Below are 16485 nucleotides of genomic sequence, written 5' to 3'. Positions count from 1 at the left end.
CTCCTATAAACTAATAGGGAACAATATATCCTTTAACGTTACTACTATCATAAATCCTATTAACACCATAAATCCTACATAATTTACTGCACCAACTATTTTATCTGGAACCTTTCTTCTAGTTATAAGTTCAATTAATAAGATAACTGTCCAGCCTCCATCTAAAGCTGGGAAAGGTAGTAAATTAAATACTGCTAAGTTAATGCTAAGAAAACCTAGAAAATAGGTTAATGATAATAAACCATTTTTAGCAACTTGTGTTGACATTTTTATTATTGTAACTGGTCCACCAACATCAGTCTTAAAGTTTACTTTTCCAGTAACCATCATTACTAAACTCTTATAAGTTTGAGTTACTAATGAAATAGTTTCATTAAATGATTCTTTAATTGACTGAATTATTGTTGGATTTTCAACAGGTGTATAATAAAATCCTATTTGATATATTTGGCTCCCATTTTCTTTGACTAATCTTGGGGTAACAGTAATATTTTCTTTCTTTCCATTTCTATTTACCACTAAATCTACAGAATCACCTTTTGCCATTTGAATTCCCATTGAAATATCAGTAGTAGTAAATACTTTTGATCCATCTATACTTAATATTCTATCTCCAACCTCTAATCCTGCTTCTACAGCTGCAGAGTTGTCAACTAATTTACTTATTACTGGATCTTTGTACCCTCTATTACTTATTATAATTGTAAATGCAATAATTGCAAATATAACGTTCATTGTTACACCAGCTATTATAACACTAATTCTTCTTAATGGTGATTTACTAGAAAAACTTCTCTCATCATCACTAGCTTCTTCCTCACCAAGCATTTTTACATATCCTCCAATAGGAAATAACCTTAAAGAATATTGTGTTTCACTTCCTTTTTTAGAAAGTATTTCTGGTCCCATACCAATTGAAAACTCTTCTACTTTTATTCCATTAACCTTAGCCATAATAAAGTGTCCTAATTCATGAACAATTACTAATAAACTAAAACCTAATATTGCCATTATAATATACACTTACTTCACTCCTAACTCCCATTTCATTCTTATATACTCTCTAACCTTTTTGTCTAACTCTATAATATTATCTAAAGTTAATTCATCATAATAATTTTCTTTAAATACATCCATACATTCTTCTATTATTTCTGCAATTTGTAAGAACTTTATTTTTTCTTTCAATAATAAGGATACAGCTTCTTCATTTGCACCATTTAATATAGTAGGAGCTAATCCACCGATTTTACCTGCTTCATATGCAAATCTTAAACATTTAAATGTTTCTAAATCTGGCTTTTCAAAAGTTAATGCTCCTAGCTCGTAAAAGTTAACTGGCTTTGCTATCATTTCTTTTCTTTCTGGATAATTCAATGCATATTGAATTGGTAATCTCATATCTGGTGATCCTAGTTGTGCAATAACACTAGCATCTTTATATTCAACCATAGAATGAATTATACTTTGTGGATGAACAATAACTTCAATATTATCATAATCGCAATCAAATAAGAAATGAGCTTCTATAACTTCTAATCCCTTATTCATTAATGTAGCTGAATCTATAGAAATTTTTTGTCCCATGTTCCACTTTGGATGTTTAAGTGCTTCTTTAACTGTTACATCTTTTAAATCTTCAGTAGTCTTTCCTCTAAATGGCCCTCCAGATGCAGTTAATAGTATCTTATTTATATCTTTATTTTTATATCCACTTAAACTTTGAAATATTGCACTATGTTCTGAATCCACAGGTAATATTTTTACGTTATTTTCCCTTGCTTTATTCATAACAAGTTCTCCGGCAACAACTAATGTTTCCTTATTAGCTAAAGCTATATCCTTTTTTGCCTCTATTGCTGCCATTGTAGGTTTTAACCCTATCATACCTACTATAGATGTTACTACAGTATCAATTTCTTCTAAAGTTGCAACTTTAATTAATCCATCTATACCATCAAAAACTTGTATATTAGGATATTCCTTAATACAAAACTCTTCAATAAATTTAGCTGAATCTCTATCCATCATTGCTACATATTTAGGTTCAAATTCCCTTATTATTTCTTTAACCTTATCAACTGAAAAATTAGCAGTGATTCCAATAAGATTAATTTTCTCATTTGAATTTCTTATTACATCTAGAGTTTGAGTTCCTATAGAACCTGTTGCCCCTAAAATTGAAATATTTTTCATTAAATACCTCCTATAATGTTCCTTCATATATTATATCTTTTGCAATTAAACAGTATATGGGCCCTATTAGTAATCCTATTATTCCAAATACTTCTGCGCCTATATACATTGAAAGCATTACTACTAATGGATGGATATCTAATTTAGAACTAAGAAACTTAAGTTCTAATACTTCTCTTACTACTTGCAATAATAAATATAGTGCTATTAATCCAACTACTAGTAAGTATTCCTTCATTATTATATTGTATATTATAATTGGAATAAATACAATTATAGTTCCTACATATGGTAATATATCTAATATACCACATACAAATCCCAAAAATATAGCACTAGGAACTCTTAAAATTTTAAATCCTACAATAGTAATAATCATACATATGATTACTAATTTTAATTCAATTTTTACTACTTCTCTCAAATTATTCTTTTTCACCCTTATAATATCTACAATATCATAAGGTAATAAACAATTTAATAATCTTAAAAATAATTTTTTATCAATTAAAATAAAATACACACATATATTTGCAATTATGTAAGACAAAATACTTTGTCCTGTTACTGCTAAACCACTTTTAAAAGTTAAAGAAGTTAAACTATGTGAATTATTCCTTATAATTTTTTCTACATCAATGTTAAATACCTTACTAACATTTTCTATAAACTCTTTTATTTTATCTATATTATCTAAATAAAAACTTTGCAATAAGTCTATTATAGAATTACCAAAATAAAATATAAAACAAAATAATAGTACATTTATTATTAAAATAGTTAAAGCTCCAGCAATTTCTTTTTTGTTTATTACTTTTTTTATAATATCATATACTGGTGTTGATATAACTATCAAAACTAAAGTGGTAATAAAAGGTTTAAAATAATTTTTTATTATAAATGTTATAATTATAAATATTAATAATAAAAATAACAAATTAACTAACGTCCTATATTGATAATGTTTTTTGTAACCATTATATAATCTCATTTTTCCTCCTAATTTAAATTAATCTTATAACATATTACATTATTAATTTATTAATACATAATTTAATTTAGACTATATTTCAATTACAAAATACAAAAGGATACAATAGTTAAACCATTGTATCCTAATCTTATTAAATTCCTACTATAAATGTTAAATAGTAAAAAACAACTACTGCATTAAATAAAATAGAATCAAATCTATCTAATATACCACCATGTCCTGGAATAAGATTGCTATAGTCCTTTAGGCCAACAAATCTTTTAATAGATGATGCAACTAAATCTCCAAATTGCCCCATGATTCCACATAGTGCTCCTACTAAGAAGAAATGAATTATAGCTACTTGTGGAACATATGCACTAACTACTATACCAAATAGTCCACATCCAAGAGTAGCACCTAAAAACCCACCAATTGATCCCTCAATTGTTTTCTTAGGACTTACCTTTGGACAAAGCTTATGTTTACCAAAGAATCTACCAAAATAGTATGCTACTGTATCAGAAAGCCATGATCCAATAAATATTAACCATACTAAAAACTGTCCACCAACTTTTTCATTAACTAATGGAATAAAGCTGAATAATATTACAACATAGATAAATCCTAAGAAAGTTATAGCTATATCTACAAATGAATATTTTAAATCAATTATAGGTATTATTAATCCTATTACCATGGCTATAACTAAAATATACATCATTTTTTCAAAATCATTATTAAGTAAATAATAAATAACTAATAATATATAACTAATTATTGGAATACTCTTAATTTCTTTTGTTTTTAAAGCATGATAAAACTCATATAATCCACATACTGATAATGCTATAGTAAATAACTTTAATGGTAATCCACCTAAAAGTACAAAAATTAATAATGGAGCAAGTACAAGTGCTCCTAAATATCTACTATTTAATTTCAATCCTTTACCCTCCTCTAACTAAACTCCACCATATCTTCTATCTCTATTTTGATAATCATAAATTGCCTTTTGTAAATCTTTTTCACTAAAATCTGGCCAATTCACATTTGAATACCAAAATTCTGAATATGCACATTGCCATAATAAAAAATTACTTATTCTTTGCTCACCTGAAGGTCTTATTATTAAATCTGGATCTGGGCAATCATTGGTATATAAATAATCTGAAAATCTTTCTTTTGTAATATCTTCTTTATTTATCTTCCCATTTTCAATATCAGTAACTATATTTTTTACAGCTCTTACTATTTCATCTCTTCCTCCATAATTAAAGGCAACGTTTAATACTAATCCTGTATTATTTTTTGTTAACTCTATAGAGTCTTCAATTTCTTTTCTACATTCATCTTGAAGTTGACTTATATCACCTAAAACTCGTAATATAACTCCATTTTTATGTAACTCCCCAACTTCACTTTTTAAATACTGAACTAATAATTTCATTAAAGCATTAACTTCATCTTTTGGTCTTTTCCAATTTTCAGTTGAAAATGCATATAAGGTAATAAATTTTATTCCTAATCTATCAGCTTCTTTTACTATTCTTCTGATAGTTTCAACTCCAGCTTTATGGCCCATAGTTCTAGGCATGTTTCTTTTCTTTGCCCATCTTCCGTTTCCATCCATAATTATGGCTACATGTTGAGGAATATTTTTCTCATCTATCTCTATATTTAATTCTTCATTATTTTTACTAGCTTTAAAAAAATTAAACATTTCCTTTCTTGCCTCCAATTTACTTTATATAAAACCCTTATCCTATTTCTTAATTATTTTAAATTTACAATTAAGAAAAGAACCTGCTAAATAGCAGGTTCTAAATTGACATAATCTCTTTTTCCTTAGCTACAATAAGTGAATCTATTTCTTTAACAAATTGATCTGTTTTCTTTTGAACAGCTTCTTCACCCTTTTTAACTTCATCTTCTGAAATATGTCCATCCTTTTTTAATGCCTTAATCTTTTCATTAGCATCTCTTCTTATAGATCTAATTGCTACTTTAGCATCTTCACCTAACTTTTTAACATTCTTAACAAGATTTTTTCTTGTTTCTTCTGTTAATTCAGGAACTAATAATCTAATTATAGATCCATCATTAGAAGGGTTAATTCCTAAGTCAGATTTTAAAATTGCCTTTTCTATATCTTTTAATAATGACTTATCCCAAGGAGTTATAACTAACATTCTTGGCTCTGGAGCAGATATATTCCCAACTTGTTCTATTGGGCATAATCCACCATATGCTTCTACTTGTATTCTATCAAGCATCTTTGGGTTAGCTCTACCAGCTTTTAATGTTGTTAAATCTGAAGTTAAAACAGAAATCGTTTTTTGCATTTTTGATTCTGCTATGCTTAATAATTCTTTTATCATATAATCCTCCCTATTATTTAGATACTATTGTACCTATTTTTTCTCCTTCCATTACCTTTTTGATATTACCTTCTTCACTAATACCAAAAACTAATATTGGAATATTATTGTCCATACATAATGTAGTTGCTGTTGTATCCATTACTTGTAATCCTTGTTCAATTACTTCCATATATGTTAGTTTATCATATTTTTTAGCATCTGCAAACTTATTTGGATCTTTATCGTATACACCATCAACATTTTTAGCAAGTAAAATTACATCTGCTTCTATTTCGGCTGCTCTTAAGGCTGCAGCTGTATCAGTTGAGAAATACGGATTTCCTGAACCTGCCCCAAAAATTACAACTCTTCCCTTTTCTAAATGTCTAACAGCTCTTCTTCTTATAAAAGGCTCAGCTATTTCTTTCATTTCTATAGCAGTTTGTACTCTTGTTTTAACTCCTATACCTTCTAAAGCATCTTGAAGTGCTAATGCATTTATACAAGTAGCTAACATTCCCATATGGTCTGCTGTAGTTCTGTCCATACCTTCACCAGTTCTACCTCTCCATATGTTTCCGCCACCTACAACTAAACCAACTTCAACATTCATATCTACTAAAGTCTTAACTTCTCTTGCAATTCTTCCTACTACATCAAAATCAAACCCAAATCCATTTGTTCCTGATAAAGCCTCGCCTGATATTTTTAACATTACTCTCTTATATTTAATATTTGTCATTGTAATCCCTCCTGCTATATATGTACTCTTTTCCTTAAAAAAAGAGAACACAAAAGTGTTCTCTTGATATTACATACCCATAGTCTTAGCAACTTCTGCAGCGAAGTCTTCTTCAACTTTTTCGATACCTTCTCCTCTTTCGAATCTAGCGTATCTTGTAACAGTTATTGGAGAACCAACTTCTTTAGATTTTTCTTCTAAGAATTTAGATATTGACTTATCTCCATCTTTAACCCATGCTTGATCTAAAAGACAAACTTCTTTGTAGTACTTTTGAATTCTTCCCATTACCATTTTTTCAACGATATTTTCTGGTTTTCCTTCATTTAATGCTTGAACTCTGTAGATTTCTTTTTCTTTTTCTAAAGCTTCGTTATCTACTTGCTCTCTGCTTAAGAATAAAGGATTTGCAGCAGCAACTTGCATACAAACTTCCTTAGCAACTTCTTCTAATACAGCAACATCTGTAGATTCACTAGCAACTTCAACCATAACTCCGATTCTTCCGCCACCGTGGATGTAGCTAGCTATAGCTCCGTTTTCTATGTTGAATTTAACAAATCTTCTTACTGTCATGTTTTCGCCTAATTTTGCTATTAAAGCTGTTAAAGCTTCAGTTACAGTAGATTCACCATCAAATTTTTCAGCAACTAATTCTTCAACAGTTGTAGCTGAAGTGTTAGCAGCCATTTCTGCAACTTTTGTTGCGAATGAAACGAATTCTTCGTTAGCAGCAACGAAGTCAGTTTCACAGTTAACTTCTACCATAGCAGCAGTTTTCTTGTCAGCTGAAACGAAAGTCTTAACTATACCTTCAGCAGCAACTCTACCAGCTTTCTTAGCAGCAGCAGCTAATCCCTTTTCTCTTAAAAATTCAACAGCTTTTTCTATGTTTCCTTCTGTTTCAACTAAAGCCTTTTTGCAGTCCATCATTCCTGCACCAGTCATTTCTCTTAATTCTTTAACTGATTTAGCAGTTATCATTATTAAATTCCTCCTTAACATTAAATGTAAACCATATTTTAGGTTAAAAGGTAAATGAAGTTTCCCTCACCTACCTCTTAAAATTATTATTCAGCTAATTGTTCGCCTTGTCTTCCTTCGATGATTCCGTCAGCTAATTTAGCAGTTATTAATTTAACAGCTCTGATAGCATCGTCATTTCCTGGAATTACGTAATCAACTTCTTCTGGATCACAGTTAGTATCAACTATAGCTACTACTGGAATTCCTAATATCTTAGCTTCTGATATAGCGTTCTTTTCTTTTCTTGGGTCAACTACAAACATAGCTCCGATGTTGTTAACATCTAAGTTAGTGATACCACCAAGGTTAGTTTGTAATTTTTCCATTTCACCTTTTAATTTGATTACTTCTTTCTTAGGTAAAACATCAAATGTTCCATCTTGTTCCATTTGTTGTAATTCTTCTAATCTCTTAATTCTAGTTTTGATAGTTTTGAAGTTAGTTAACATACCACCTAACCATCTGTTGTTTACGAAGTGCATGTTTGATCTTATAGCTTCTTCTTGAATAGCTTCTTGAGCTTGTTTCTTAGTTCCAACGAAAAGGATGTCTTTTCCTTCAGTTGATACTTCTCTGATGAAGTTGTAAGCTTCTTCTACCTTCTTAACTGTCTTTTGAAGATCTATTATATATATTCCGTTTCTTTCTGTGAATATATATGGAGCCATCTTAGGGTTCCATCTTCTTGTTTGGTGTCCGAAGTGTACACCTGCTTCTAATAATTGTTTCATTGATATTACTGACATTTTGTTACCTCCTGGTTTTTTCCTCCACAACCTTCATTCCTATAAAGCTACCCAAATTTAGGCACCAACTTTATAAATTGGGTTGTGTGCGTATTTATTTACCTAGGTTAGTATATCATAAGCTTTATATCCTAGCAACATATTTTTTGCATATTTTATCTTTCACGTCATAAAACCATAAATTTATTATATTGTTTGCATAAAAAACTCATTAAACACTAACACTTTTACATAATTTAAAATATCCACTATATATTATATCCTAATTTTAAAATATAAAACTAAATTTAATTATGTATCTTCTTTATATTTATTAACTTTTATTTTATATAATAAAAGTTAATAAATATGTAATATTATACTGAAAAAAAATAAGCTATACCTTTGTATAGCTTATTTTTTATCTTATTTTCTTTAACTCTTCTATTAATTTTTCATTTAATATTTTAATATGAGTTCCTTTCATCCCTAAAGATCTTGATTCAATTACACCAGCACTTTCAAATTTTCTTAAAGCATTTACAATAACACTTCTTGTTATTCCTACTTTATCTGCAATTTTAGATGCAACTAATAGTCCTTCATTACCTTCTAACTCATTAAATATATGTTCTATCGCTTCTAATTCTGAATAAGATAAAGTTCCAATAGCTAATTGAACTACAGCTTTCTTTCTAGCTTCTTCTTCTAATTCATCTTGTTTAGCTCTTAACATTTCCATACCTACTATAGTTGTACTATGTTCTGCTAATACTAAATCTTCATCTGTAAACTCTTCTCCAAATCTAGCTAAAAGTAATGTTCCCATTCTTTCACGATTCCCTACTATTGGCACTATAGTAGATATTTTATTAGAAACTTCACAAGCACCTTCTCCTTTAAACACACAATTACCATTGCTCTTAGAATTTGCTAAAGTTTCTGTAATTTTTAACAGACTTTCATTATATGATAATGGAAATCTACATTCTTCTAAAACATATTTTTTCATTATTCCACACTCAAAATCTGTTGAAAAAGTATGTCCTAAAACTTTTCCTTTTCTACTAATTATATATACATTACATGCCAATACTTCACTTAAAAGCTTGCATATATCATCAAACACTACAGGATCTGCTCCACCCTTTTGTAGTATTTTATTTAATCTTCTAGTTTTATTTAATAATGATGACAACTAAATACTCCCCCCATCATAACCTTTATCACTGCATTGTTAATTTTCAAAATTATCACAATTTTGAAATATTACTTCTTAATCTTATACTATCATATAAGATTTTTTTTTACAACAATTTTTACATTCATTCGACAAAGGTCATGACAAATATTTATTTACTTATCATCTTTCTTTTCATTATCCTCTTCTAAAGGCATTGTATTTCCACATTCAGTATTTGAACATATAGCATATTTACCCTTAGTTTTTGAATATTTAATAGTCATATAACTACCACATTTTGAGCAAGGTTCTTTTATTGGTTCATTCCAACTTACAAAGTCGCAATTTGGATAATTAGAGCATCCAAAGAATTTTTTCCCTTTTTTACTTCTCTTTGCTAGTATTTTTCCACCACATTTTGGACATGGAACCTCTAATTCTTCAACTATTGGTTTAGCATTATGACATTCAGGATATCCTGGACACGCTAAAAAAGTGCCATATCTTCCACGTTTTATAACCATCATTCTTCCACATTTATCACACGGAACATCACTTACTTTATCTTCAATTACAACTTTTGAAATTTCTTTTTCTGCTTTATCTATAGCTACTTTAAGAGGCGCAAAGAATTCTCCTACTACTTCCTTCCATTCTTCACTACCCTCTTCAATGTAATCAAGCTTTCTTTCCATATCTGCCGTAAAATCTACATCAACTATTTGCTTAAAGTAATCTGACATTATATTATTTACTATAAAACCTAATTCAGTTGGTATTAAATTTTTCTTTTCCCTTGATACATAATCTCTACTTAATAATGTAGATATAGTTGGAACATAGGTACTTGGTCTTCCTATTCCCTTTTCTTCTAGCAATTTTACAAATGATGCTTCTGTATATCTTGCTGGTGGTTGAGTAAAATGTTGCTTACCTTCTACAGATGCTGGTAATAATATTTCACCTTCCTCCAATACTGGTAATGATACATCATTTTCATCATCTTCTGTTGTATAATCATATACCTTCATAAAACCATCAAATTTAATAGTTGAACCAGAAGCCTTAAATGAATATGCTCCATTTACTATATCAATACTATTTGTATTTAATGAACATGAAGTCATCTGACTTGCAATAAATCTCTTCCATATTAAACTATATAACTTATATTGTTCTGCTGATAAACTTGCTTTTGCTATCTCTGGAGTTATTTCTATATGAGAAGGTCTTATAGCTTCATGAGCATCTTGAATATTTTTCTTTCCTTTATATACTCTAGGCTTTTCTGGAATATATTCATTTCCATAATTCTCTTTTATAAAGTCAATAGCTTTTCCTTGTGCCTCTTCTGATATTCTTACAGAGTCAGTTCTCATATAAGTTATTAACCCTACTGTACCATATCCTTTTACATCAACACCTTCATAAAGAGCTTGTGCTATAGACATAGTTCTTTTAGTCATAAAGTTAAGCTTTTTAGAAGCTTCTTGTTGTAAAGTACTTGTTGTAAATGGTGGTAAAGGATTCTTTAATCTATTACCCTTTTTGACTTTATCTATTCTATACTCATTTTTTTCTAATTCTCTTATTATTTTTTGCGCTTCTTCTTCAGTTGTTATTTCTATTTTTTTATTTTCATACTTTGTTAATTTTATTGGGAATTTTTTTCGTTCCTTTTTTAAAACGCAATCTACTGTCCAGTATTCCTTTGGTTCAAAAGCTTTAATTTCTTCCTCTTTATCACAAATAAGTTTTAATGCAGCTGATTGAACTCTTCCTGCACTTAGTCCCCATTTAACATTTTTCCAAAGTATAGGGCTTATCTCATAACCAACAAGTCTATCTAATACTCTTCTTGCTTGTTGAGCATCAACTAAATTTAAATTTATTTTTCTTGCTTCTTTTATTGATTCCTTTACAGCACTTTTAGTTATTTCATTAAATACTATTCTGCATGTATCATCTTCTGAAATTTTTAGTATATTTGCTAAATGCCATGATATTGCTTCTCCCTCTCTATCGGGGTCGGTTGCAAGATAAATTTTATCTGCTTTTTTAGCAGCTTTTTTTAATTTAGCTATTAATTCTCCCTTTCCTCTAATAGTTATATATTTTGGATTAAAGTTATCTTCTATATCAACACCTAATTTACTTTTAGGTAAATCTCTAACATGACCCATTGAGGCTTCAACCGTATAATTTTTTCCTAAATATTTACTAATTGTCTTTGCTTTTGCAGGTGACTCTACAATAACAAGATTCTGACCCATACCATCAACTCCTATTTATCTCTTAGGAGCTTTTACCCCCCTAAAACTCTAACTAATCTTTACGTAATAATTGCCTGGTAGGCAAATAATTTCATTTTCATTTTGCATTTCAAATAATAACTCAAACAAAGCTATCCTGTCAATATTTAGACTTCCAATTATTTTATCTATATGTATAGGTTCTCTACCTATTACATCCAACAAGCATTTTTTAATACTATTTTTAGCATTATTTTTATTATCTTTTTTAATTATATTAAGAAATTCATACAAATCATCTTTCTCTAAAAAGGGTCTTGCTCCTTGATGAATTAATAAATTACATCCTTTACTAGTTTCATTAAAAATTGGTCCTGGAACAACCATAACTTCTCTAGATTGATTTAATGCATAATCAACAGTTATTAAGGACCCACTCCTATTAGATGCTTCTATAACAATTACGCCATTGCTTAACCCACTTATTATTCTATTTCGCTGTGGGAAATTGTATGAAATTGGTTTTGTACTTGGTAAAAATTCTGATATTAATAAACCCTTTTCAGAAATTTCATCATATAAATATTTATTAAATCTTGGATATACAATATCTATACCACAGCCTAAAACACCTATTGTTTTTCCGTTTTTTCTTAAAATTTCTCTATGTGCTATTGAATCTATTCCTGCAGCTACCCCACTTACAACACCATATGAAATATTATATAGTTCAGATGCTATAAACTTAGTAACTTGCTCTCCATAGTTAGTATTTTTTCTAGCCCCAACAATAGCAACCATATTATAATCAAATAATGATATGTCTCCTTTATAAAACAGAACATATGGTGGATTGGTAATATTCTTTAATTTTTGTGGATACAAACTAGATGAATATGTTACATACTTTATGTGGTTTTTAAATAAATATTCCTGTAATTTCTCTTCTTCAATATTATTTTTAACACTTAATCGCATTATAAAGTTTTTATGCAATAATTTTTCTTTAATTATATTATCAATATTATTATAAATATTTTCTTCATTATTATACTTTTCTATTAATTTTATCTTAGCTGAATCTGATATCTTTAATAATATAAACCATATTTTATACTTATCCATATTTTGAATCCTTCCTATATTATTTCTCCAAAAATATTTTTTCTAAATCCTATAGCTTCAATAATATGATAGTCCATAACTTCAATACTACAATCTAAATCTGCTATGGTTCTAGCTACTTTTATTATTTTAGTATAGCCTCTAAGTGTTATATCATATCTACGATAATATTCCTCTAAAACCTTTTTGGCATTTTTATTAATATTGCATAAATTTAAAACATCCTTACCTACAATCTCTGAATTATATTTATATTTTGTTCCCTTAAATCTTTCTTTTTGAATTTCTCTTGCTAAAATTACATTATGTCGCATATTGTCAGAATTGATTTTGTCTTTTTCTCCAACAATTTCAGTTAATTTTATTCTTGGAACAAAATTTAATATATCAATTCTATCTAAAAGAGCTCTAGACATTTTATTTATATACCTCTTCTTTTCTATCTCAGTACATGTACATGTTGATCCCATATCATAATCAAGCATTTTTCCACAAGGACATGGATTAAAAGTTCCAACCAATATAAAATTACTTGGCAATGTATAACTTTCCTTTAATCTTGAAATATTTATTACTTTATCTTCTAAAGGCTGCCTTAAAAGTTCTAATACTTCTTTTTTAAATTCTAATATTTCATCTAGAAATAAAATTCCATTATGAGCTAAAGTTATTTCACCAGCTTTTACATCTTTCCCTCCACCAATCAATGCTGTTTTAGTTATGGTATTATGTGGTGATCTAAAAGGTCTTGATATATCATATCCCTCACTCCATAATCCTGATATACTATATATTTTTGCTACCTCTTGTTGTTCCTCTATGCTCATAGGCGGTAATATAGATGGCAAAGCTTTTGCTAGCATTGTTTTGCCTGATCCTGGAGAGCCAAATAACATTATATTATGATTACCAGCCGCTACAATTTCCATAGCCTTTTTCGATGTATATTGTCCCATTATATCTTCAAACCTATTTAAAAAAGGCTTTTTATTTTCTCTATTTTTTCCTCCATTATAGGGAAGTAAATCTTCATTTTGTATATATGATATTACTTGATTTAATGTCTTAAAAGGAAAAAAGTTTCCTAAAACGAAATTTCTCATTTCTTTTAAATTTTCAAGCGGAAAAATGAAATTCTGCTTTTTATTATTATCACCTGCAAAAATAATTGGTACTGCTCCTTTAACTCCCTTTAATTCACCATTTAAGGAAAGTTCTCCAAAAATTATATAGTCATCTAATGACTTTTCTTCAATTTGTCCTGATACCATTAATATTCCAAGAGCTATTGGTAAATCTAAAAGACTCCCTATTTTTTTCACATCAGCTGGAGCTAAATTTATAGTAATTCTTCCTAATGGAAATTCATATCCACTATTTACTATTGCTAATCTTACTCTTTCTTTAGATTCTTTAATTGATGTATCTGGTAATCCAACAATGGAGAAACTTGGAATTCCCTTAGTTATATCAACTTCAACACTAATCAATACACCATCTAACCCTCTATGTGTAGCACTAATTATTTTCAAAGCCATATTTAAATCAATCCCTTCTTTCCATATTTACTTTCTTCATTATTGACATAGATTTACACATTTAACCTAATTTGAATAAAAAAAATATTAAAGTTAATCCTTATGTATAGAGGTGAGAATATGAAAAAGTATAACAAAGTAATTGGAAGTTATGGTGAAAATATAGCTAGTGATTTTCTTATTAATAATGGATACAATATATTAGATATGAATTATAGAAATAGATATGGGGAAATAGATATAATATGTAGAAAAAATGGTCTTATAATTTTCTGTGAAGTAAAAAGTAGGTATACAAACTCCTTTGGAAATCCAATAGAATCTGTTACCTACTATAAACAAAAACAAATCATAAAATTATCTCAAATTTATTTATTATATAAAAAATATCACAACTATAATGTTCGCTATGATATTATTGAAGTTATTTTTAATAACAAAAATGCATCTTTTAAATTGAATCATATAAAAGATGCATTTAGATCATATTAATTAATTTTTTTATTTATAAGCTTCATAATTATAAACTTAAATTATTATAACTATTAATTATCAGATAAAATATTAGTTAAGAATGACATTCTATGTATTTCTGTAGGACCATAATCCTTTATTCCCTCTATATGTTTTGTAGTTCCATAACCAACATTTTCTTCAAAAGCATAATAGGGATATTTTTCAGCATATTCTTTCATTAAATTATCTCTATAAACTTTAGCTACTATAGATGCTGCTGCAATACATGCTGACTTTGTATCTCCTTTAATTACAGATTTATTAGGAATTTGTATTCCTTTTACTGTATATCCATCAGATAATACTAAATCAGGTTTTACTTTTAAACTATTACAAGCTTCTAGGAAAACTTCATTATTACAAACACCTATCCCTCTTTCATCAATCTCTTTAGAATCACGAGATGCTATGTAATATGCCAATGCTTTTTCTTTTATTATAGATGCTAACTCTTCTCTTTTTCTTTCATTTAACTTTTTCGAATCGTTAATCCATAAAATTAATTCTTCATCTATAACATTTAAATCTAGTACTACTGCACATGATACTATAGGGCCTGCTAGAGGTCCCCTTCCTACTTCATCTACTCCTGCAATAATATTATAACCTTCAAATGATTTATCAAAGTTATACATATCTCTAACTCTTTTAATCTCATTTTTTATTTTATCTTTAGATTTTTGAAGCTTATCACCTAAGCCATTAATATTTTTTCTTTTATCACTTTTTAATATATTTATAATATCAATTAACTCTTTAGAATTATAAAGTTCATTTATGTTTATTTTATCTACTTTTTCTTTAACACATTTAAAACTTAAACTGCTAATATCTGTAGTTAATATATCCATTATCTTTTTTCCTTTTTCTTTTCGTTTCTCTTTTCTTTTCTTATTCTTCTTTTTCTTTCTTTTTCTGTTTCTTCCTTAACTATAACTTCCTCTTCTTCAAAAACATCATCTGGACGTTCTAAAGAAATTTTTCCAAGTTTTCCACCTCTAAATTCATCAATAAGCATAACAGCAATTCTATTATAATTAATTTCATTACGAGCCATTATACATCCTCTTTTTCTAGCAATAGCATCTAGGTTATCTAACGGATTCTCTTGTATCTCTTCAATTCCAAATCTTTCTATTAATCTGTCTGGATAATATTCCTGAAGTCTTTCAACAAGCTTATATGCTAATTCTTCTATATCCATTATTTCATCCTTAATAGCACCTGTAAATGCTAGGTTTAAAGCTGTTCTCTCATCTTCAAATTTAGGCCATAGTACACCTGGAGTATCTAACATTTCCATATCAAATGATGTCTTTATCCATTGCTTACTCTTTGTAACACCAGCTCTGTCTCCAGTTTTAGCTATATTATTTCTTGCCATCTTATTTATAAATGTAGATTTACCGCAGTTTGGAACACCAACTACCATAACTCTCATCATGAACTTAACTAATCCTTTAGCCTTAGCTCTATCATGTTTTTCTTTTAATAGCTCTAAAAGTGCAGGCTTTATTTGTTGTAATCCTTGACCTCTTAAACAATTAACTTCTAAAACCTTAACATTTTCACTTGATAGTTCATTTATCCATTCTTTAGTTACCTTAGCTTCTGTTAAATCACTTTTATTTAATAAAATTAATCTTGGCTTACCTGCACAAAGTTTATCTATATCTGGATTTGCAGAACTTCTAGGAATTCTAGCATCTCTAATTTCTATTACAGCATCAACAAGTTTTAAATTATCTTGTATTTCCCTTTTCGTTTTTTTCATATGCCCTGGGAACCAATTTATAGTAGCCATAATTCATCCTCCTTTTTAATATATATTATTTATTCTTAACAA

The 16485-nt window shown here is 28.4% G+C and carries 16 protein-coding genes; 1 reads left to right on the top strand and 15 read right to left on the bottom strand.

The features are described from left to right. Positions 1 to 3: 3 nt before the first annotated feature. From rseP to Q0G30_RS01780, 13 genes are all read right to left on the bottom strand, one after another. Positions 4 to 1023 (bottom strand): RIP metalloprotease RseP, encoded by a 1020-nt coding sequence (gene rseP / locus Q0G30_RS01840; RefSeq protein ID WP_294385728.1) that lies wholly within the window; start codon positions 1021 to 1023, stop codon positions 4 to 6. Continuing rightward, positions 1024 to 2196: a 1-deoxy-D-xylulose-5-phosphate reductoisomerase gene (locus Q0G30_RS01835; protein ID WP_294385723.1), complete on the bottom strand. Its 1173-nt coding sequence runs from the start codon at positions 2194 to 2196 to the stop codon at positions 1024 to 1026. It lies immediately after the preceding gene. Positions 2197 to 2206: 10 nt separating this feature from the next. Beyond that, on the bottom strand, positions 2207 to 3187 hold the full coding sequence (locus tag Q0G30_RS01830) for an AI-2E family transporter (RefSeq protein WP_294385721.1): 981 nt from the start codon (positions 3185 to 3187) through the stop codon (positions 2207 to 2209). Positions 3188 to 3320: 133 nt separating this feature from the next. Next, positions 3321 to 4115, bottom strand: a complete 795-nt coding sequence (locus Q0G30_RS01825; protein ID WP_294385719.1) for a phosphatidate cytidylyltransferase — start codon at positions 4113 to 4115, stop codon at positions 3321 to 3323. Between the two features lie 18 nt (positions 4116 to 4133). Next, positions 4134 to 4892: an isoprenyl transferase gene (locus Q0G30_RS01820; protein ID WP_294385717.1), complete on the bottom strand. Its 759-nt coding sequence runs from the start codon at positions 4890 to 4892 to the stop codon at positions 4134 to 4136. A 100-nt stretch (positions 4893 to 4992) separates the two neighbouring features. Next, complete coding sequence (frr, locus tag Q0G30_RS01815; RefSeq protein ID WP_294385714.1) at positions 4993 to 5550, bottom strand: ribosome recycling factor; 558 nt, start codon at positions 5548 to 5550, stop codon at positions 4993 to 4995. Between the two features lie 13 nt (positions 5551 to 5563). Further along, positions 5564 to 6274: a UMP kinase gene (gene pyrH / locus Q0G30_RS01810; RefSeq protein ID WP_294385712.1), complete on the bottom strand. Its 711-nt coding sequence runs from the start codon at positions 6272 to 6274 to the stop codon at positions 5564 to 5566. 69 nt (positions 6275 to 6343) lie between these two features. Next, positions 6344 to 7258, bottom strand: a complete 915-nt coding sequence (gene tsf, locus Q0G30_RS01805) for a translation elongation factor Ts (protein ID WP_294385709.1) — start codon at positions 7256 to 7258, stop codon at positions 6344 to 6346. An 86-nt stretch (positions 7259 to 7344) separates the two neighbouring features. Beyond that, positions 7345 to 8046, bottom strand: coding sequence for a 30S ribosomal protein S2 (gene rpsB, locus Q0G30_RS01800; RefSeq protein ID WP_195468441.1), 702 nt, complete (start codon positions 8044 to 8046; stop codon positions 7345 to 7347). 400 nt (positions 8047 to 8446) lie between these two features. Beyond that, on the bottom strand, positions 8447 to 9223 hold the full coding sequence (gene codY / locus Q0G30_RS01795; protein ID WP_294385706.1) for a GTP-sensing pleiotropic transcriptional regulator CodY: 777 nt from the start codon (positions 9221 to 9223) through the stop codon (positions 8447 to 8449). A 158-nt stretch (positions 9224 to 9381) separates the two neighbouring features. Next, a complete protein-coding gene (gene topA, locus Q0G30_RS01790) occupies positions 9382 to 11481 on the bottom strand; it encodes a type I DNA topoisomerase (RefSeq protein WP_294385703.1) in 2100 nt (699 codons plus the stop codon). A gap of 48 nt (positions 11482 to 11529) precedes the next feature. Next, entirely contained in the window at positions 11530 to 12585 is a 1056-nt protein-coding gene (gene dprA / locus Q0G30_RS01785) for a DNA-processing protein DprA (RefSeq protein WP_294385700.1), read from the bottom strand. A gap of 14 nt (positions 12586 to 12599) precedes the next feature. Continuing rightward, positions 12600 to 14123, bottom strand: a complete 1524-nt coding sequence (locus tag Q0G30_RS01780; RefSeq protein ID WP_294385698.1) for a YifB family Mg chelatase-like AAA ATPase — start codon at positions 14121 to 14123, stop codon at positions 12600 to 12602. A gap of 120 nt (positions 14124 to 14243) precedes the next feature. On the opposite strand from Q0G30_RS01780, the gene Q0G30_RS01775 reads away from it, so the two are divergent. After that, the gene (locus Q0G30_RS01775) at positions 14244 to 14615 is read left to right on the top strand and encodes a YraN family protein (RefSeq protein ID WP_294385696.1); all 372 of its coding nucleotides are present in this window, start codon (positions 14244 to 14246) and stop codon (positions 14613 to 14615) included. A gap of 53 nt (positions 14616 to 14668) precedes the next feature. Here the strand turns inward: Q0G30_RS01775 and Q0G30_RS01770 are convergent, their stop codons facing one another. Beyond that, positions 14669 to 15490 (bottom strand): ribonuclease HII, encoded by an 822-nt coding sequence (locus tag Q0G30_RS01770; RefSeq protein ID WP_294385695.1) that lies wholly within the window; start codon positions 15488 to 15490, stop codon positions 14669 to 14671. Beyond that, positions 15490 to 16443: a ribosome biogenesis GTPase YlqF gene (gene ylqF, locus Q0G30_RS01765; RefSeq protein WP_294385693.1), complete on the bottom strand. Its 954-nt coding sequence runs from the start codon at positions 16441 to 16443 to the stop codon at positions 15490 to 15492. The genes Q0G30_RS01770 and ylqF overlap by 1 nt, the downstream gene beginning before the upstream one ends. Between the last annotated feature and the right edge of the window lie 42 nt (positions 16444 to 16485).

Origin of the sequence: uncultured Clostridium sp. (genome assembly GCF_934754925.1) — a bacterium.
Lineage (GTDB): Bacteria > Bacillota > Clostridia > Clostridiales > Clostridiaceae > Clostridium.
This window is presented reverse-complemented; position numbering and strand designations above follow the sequence as displayed.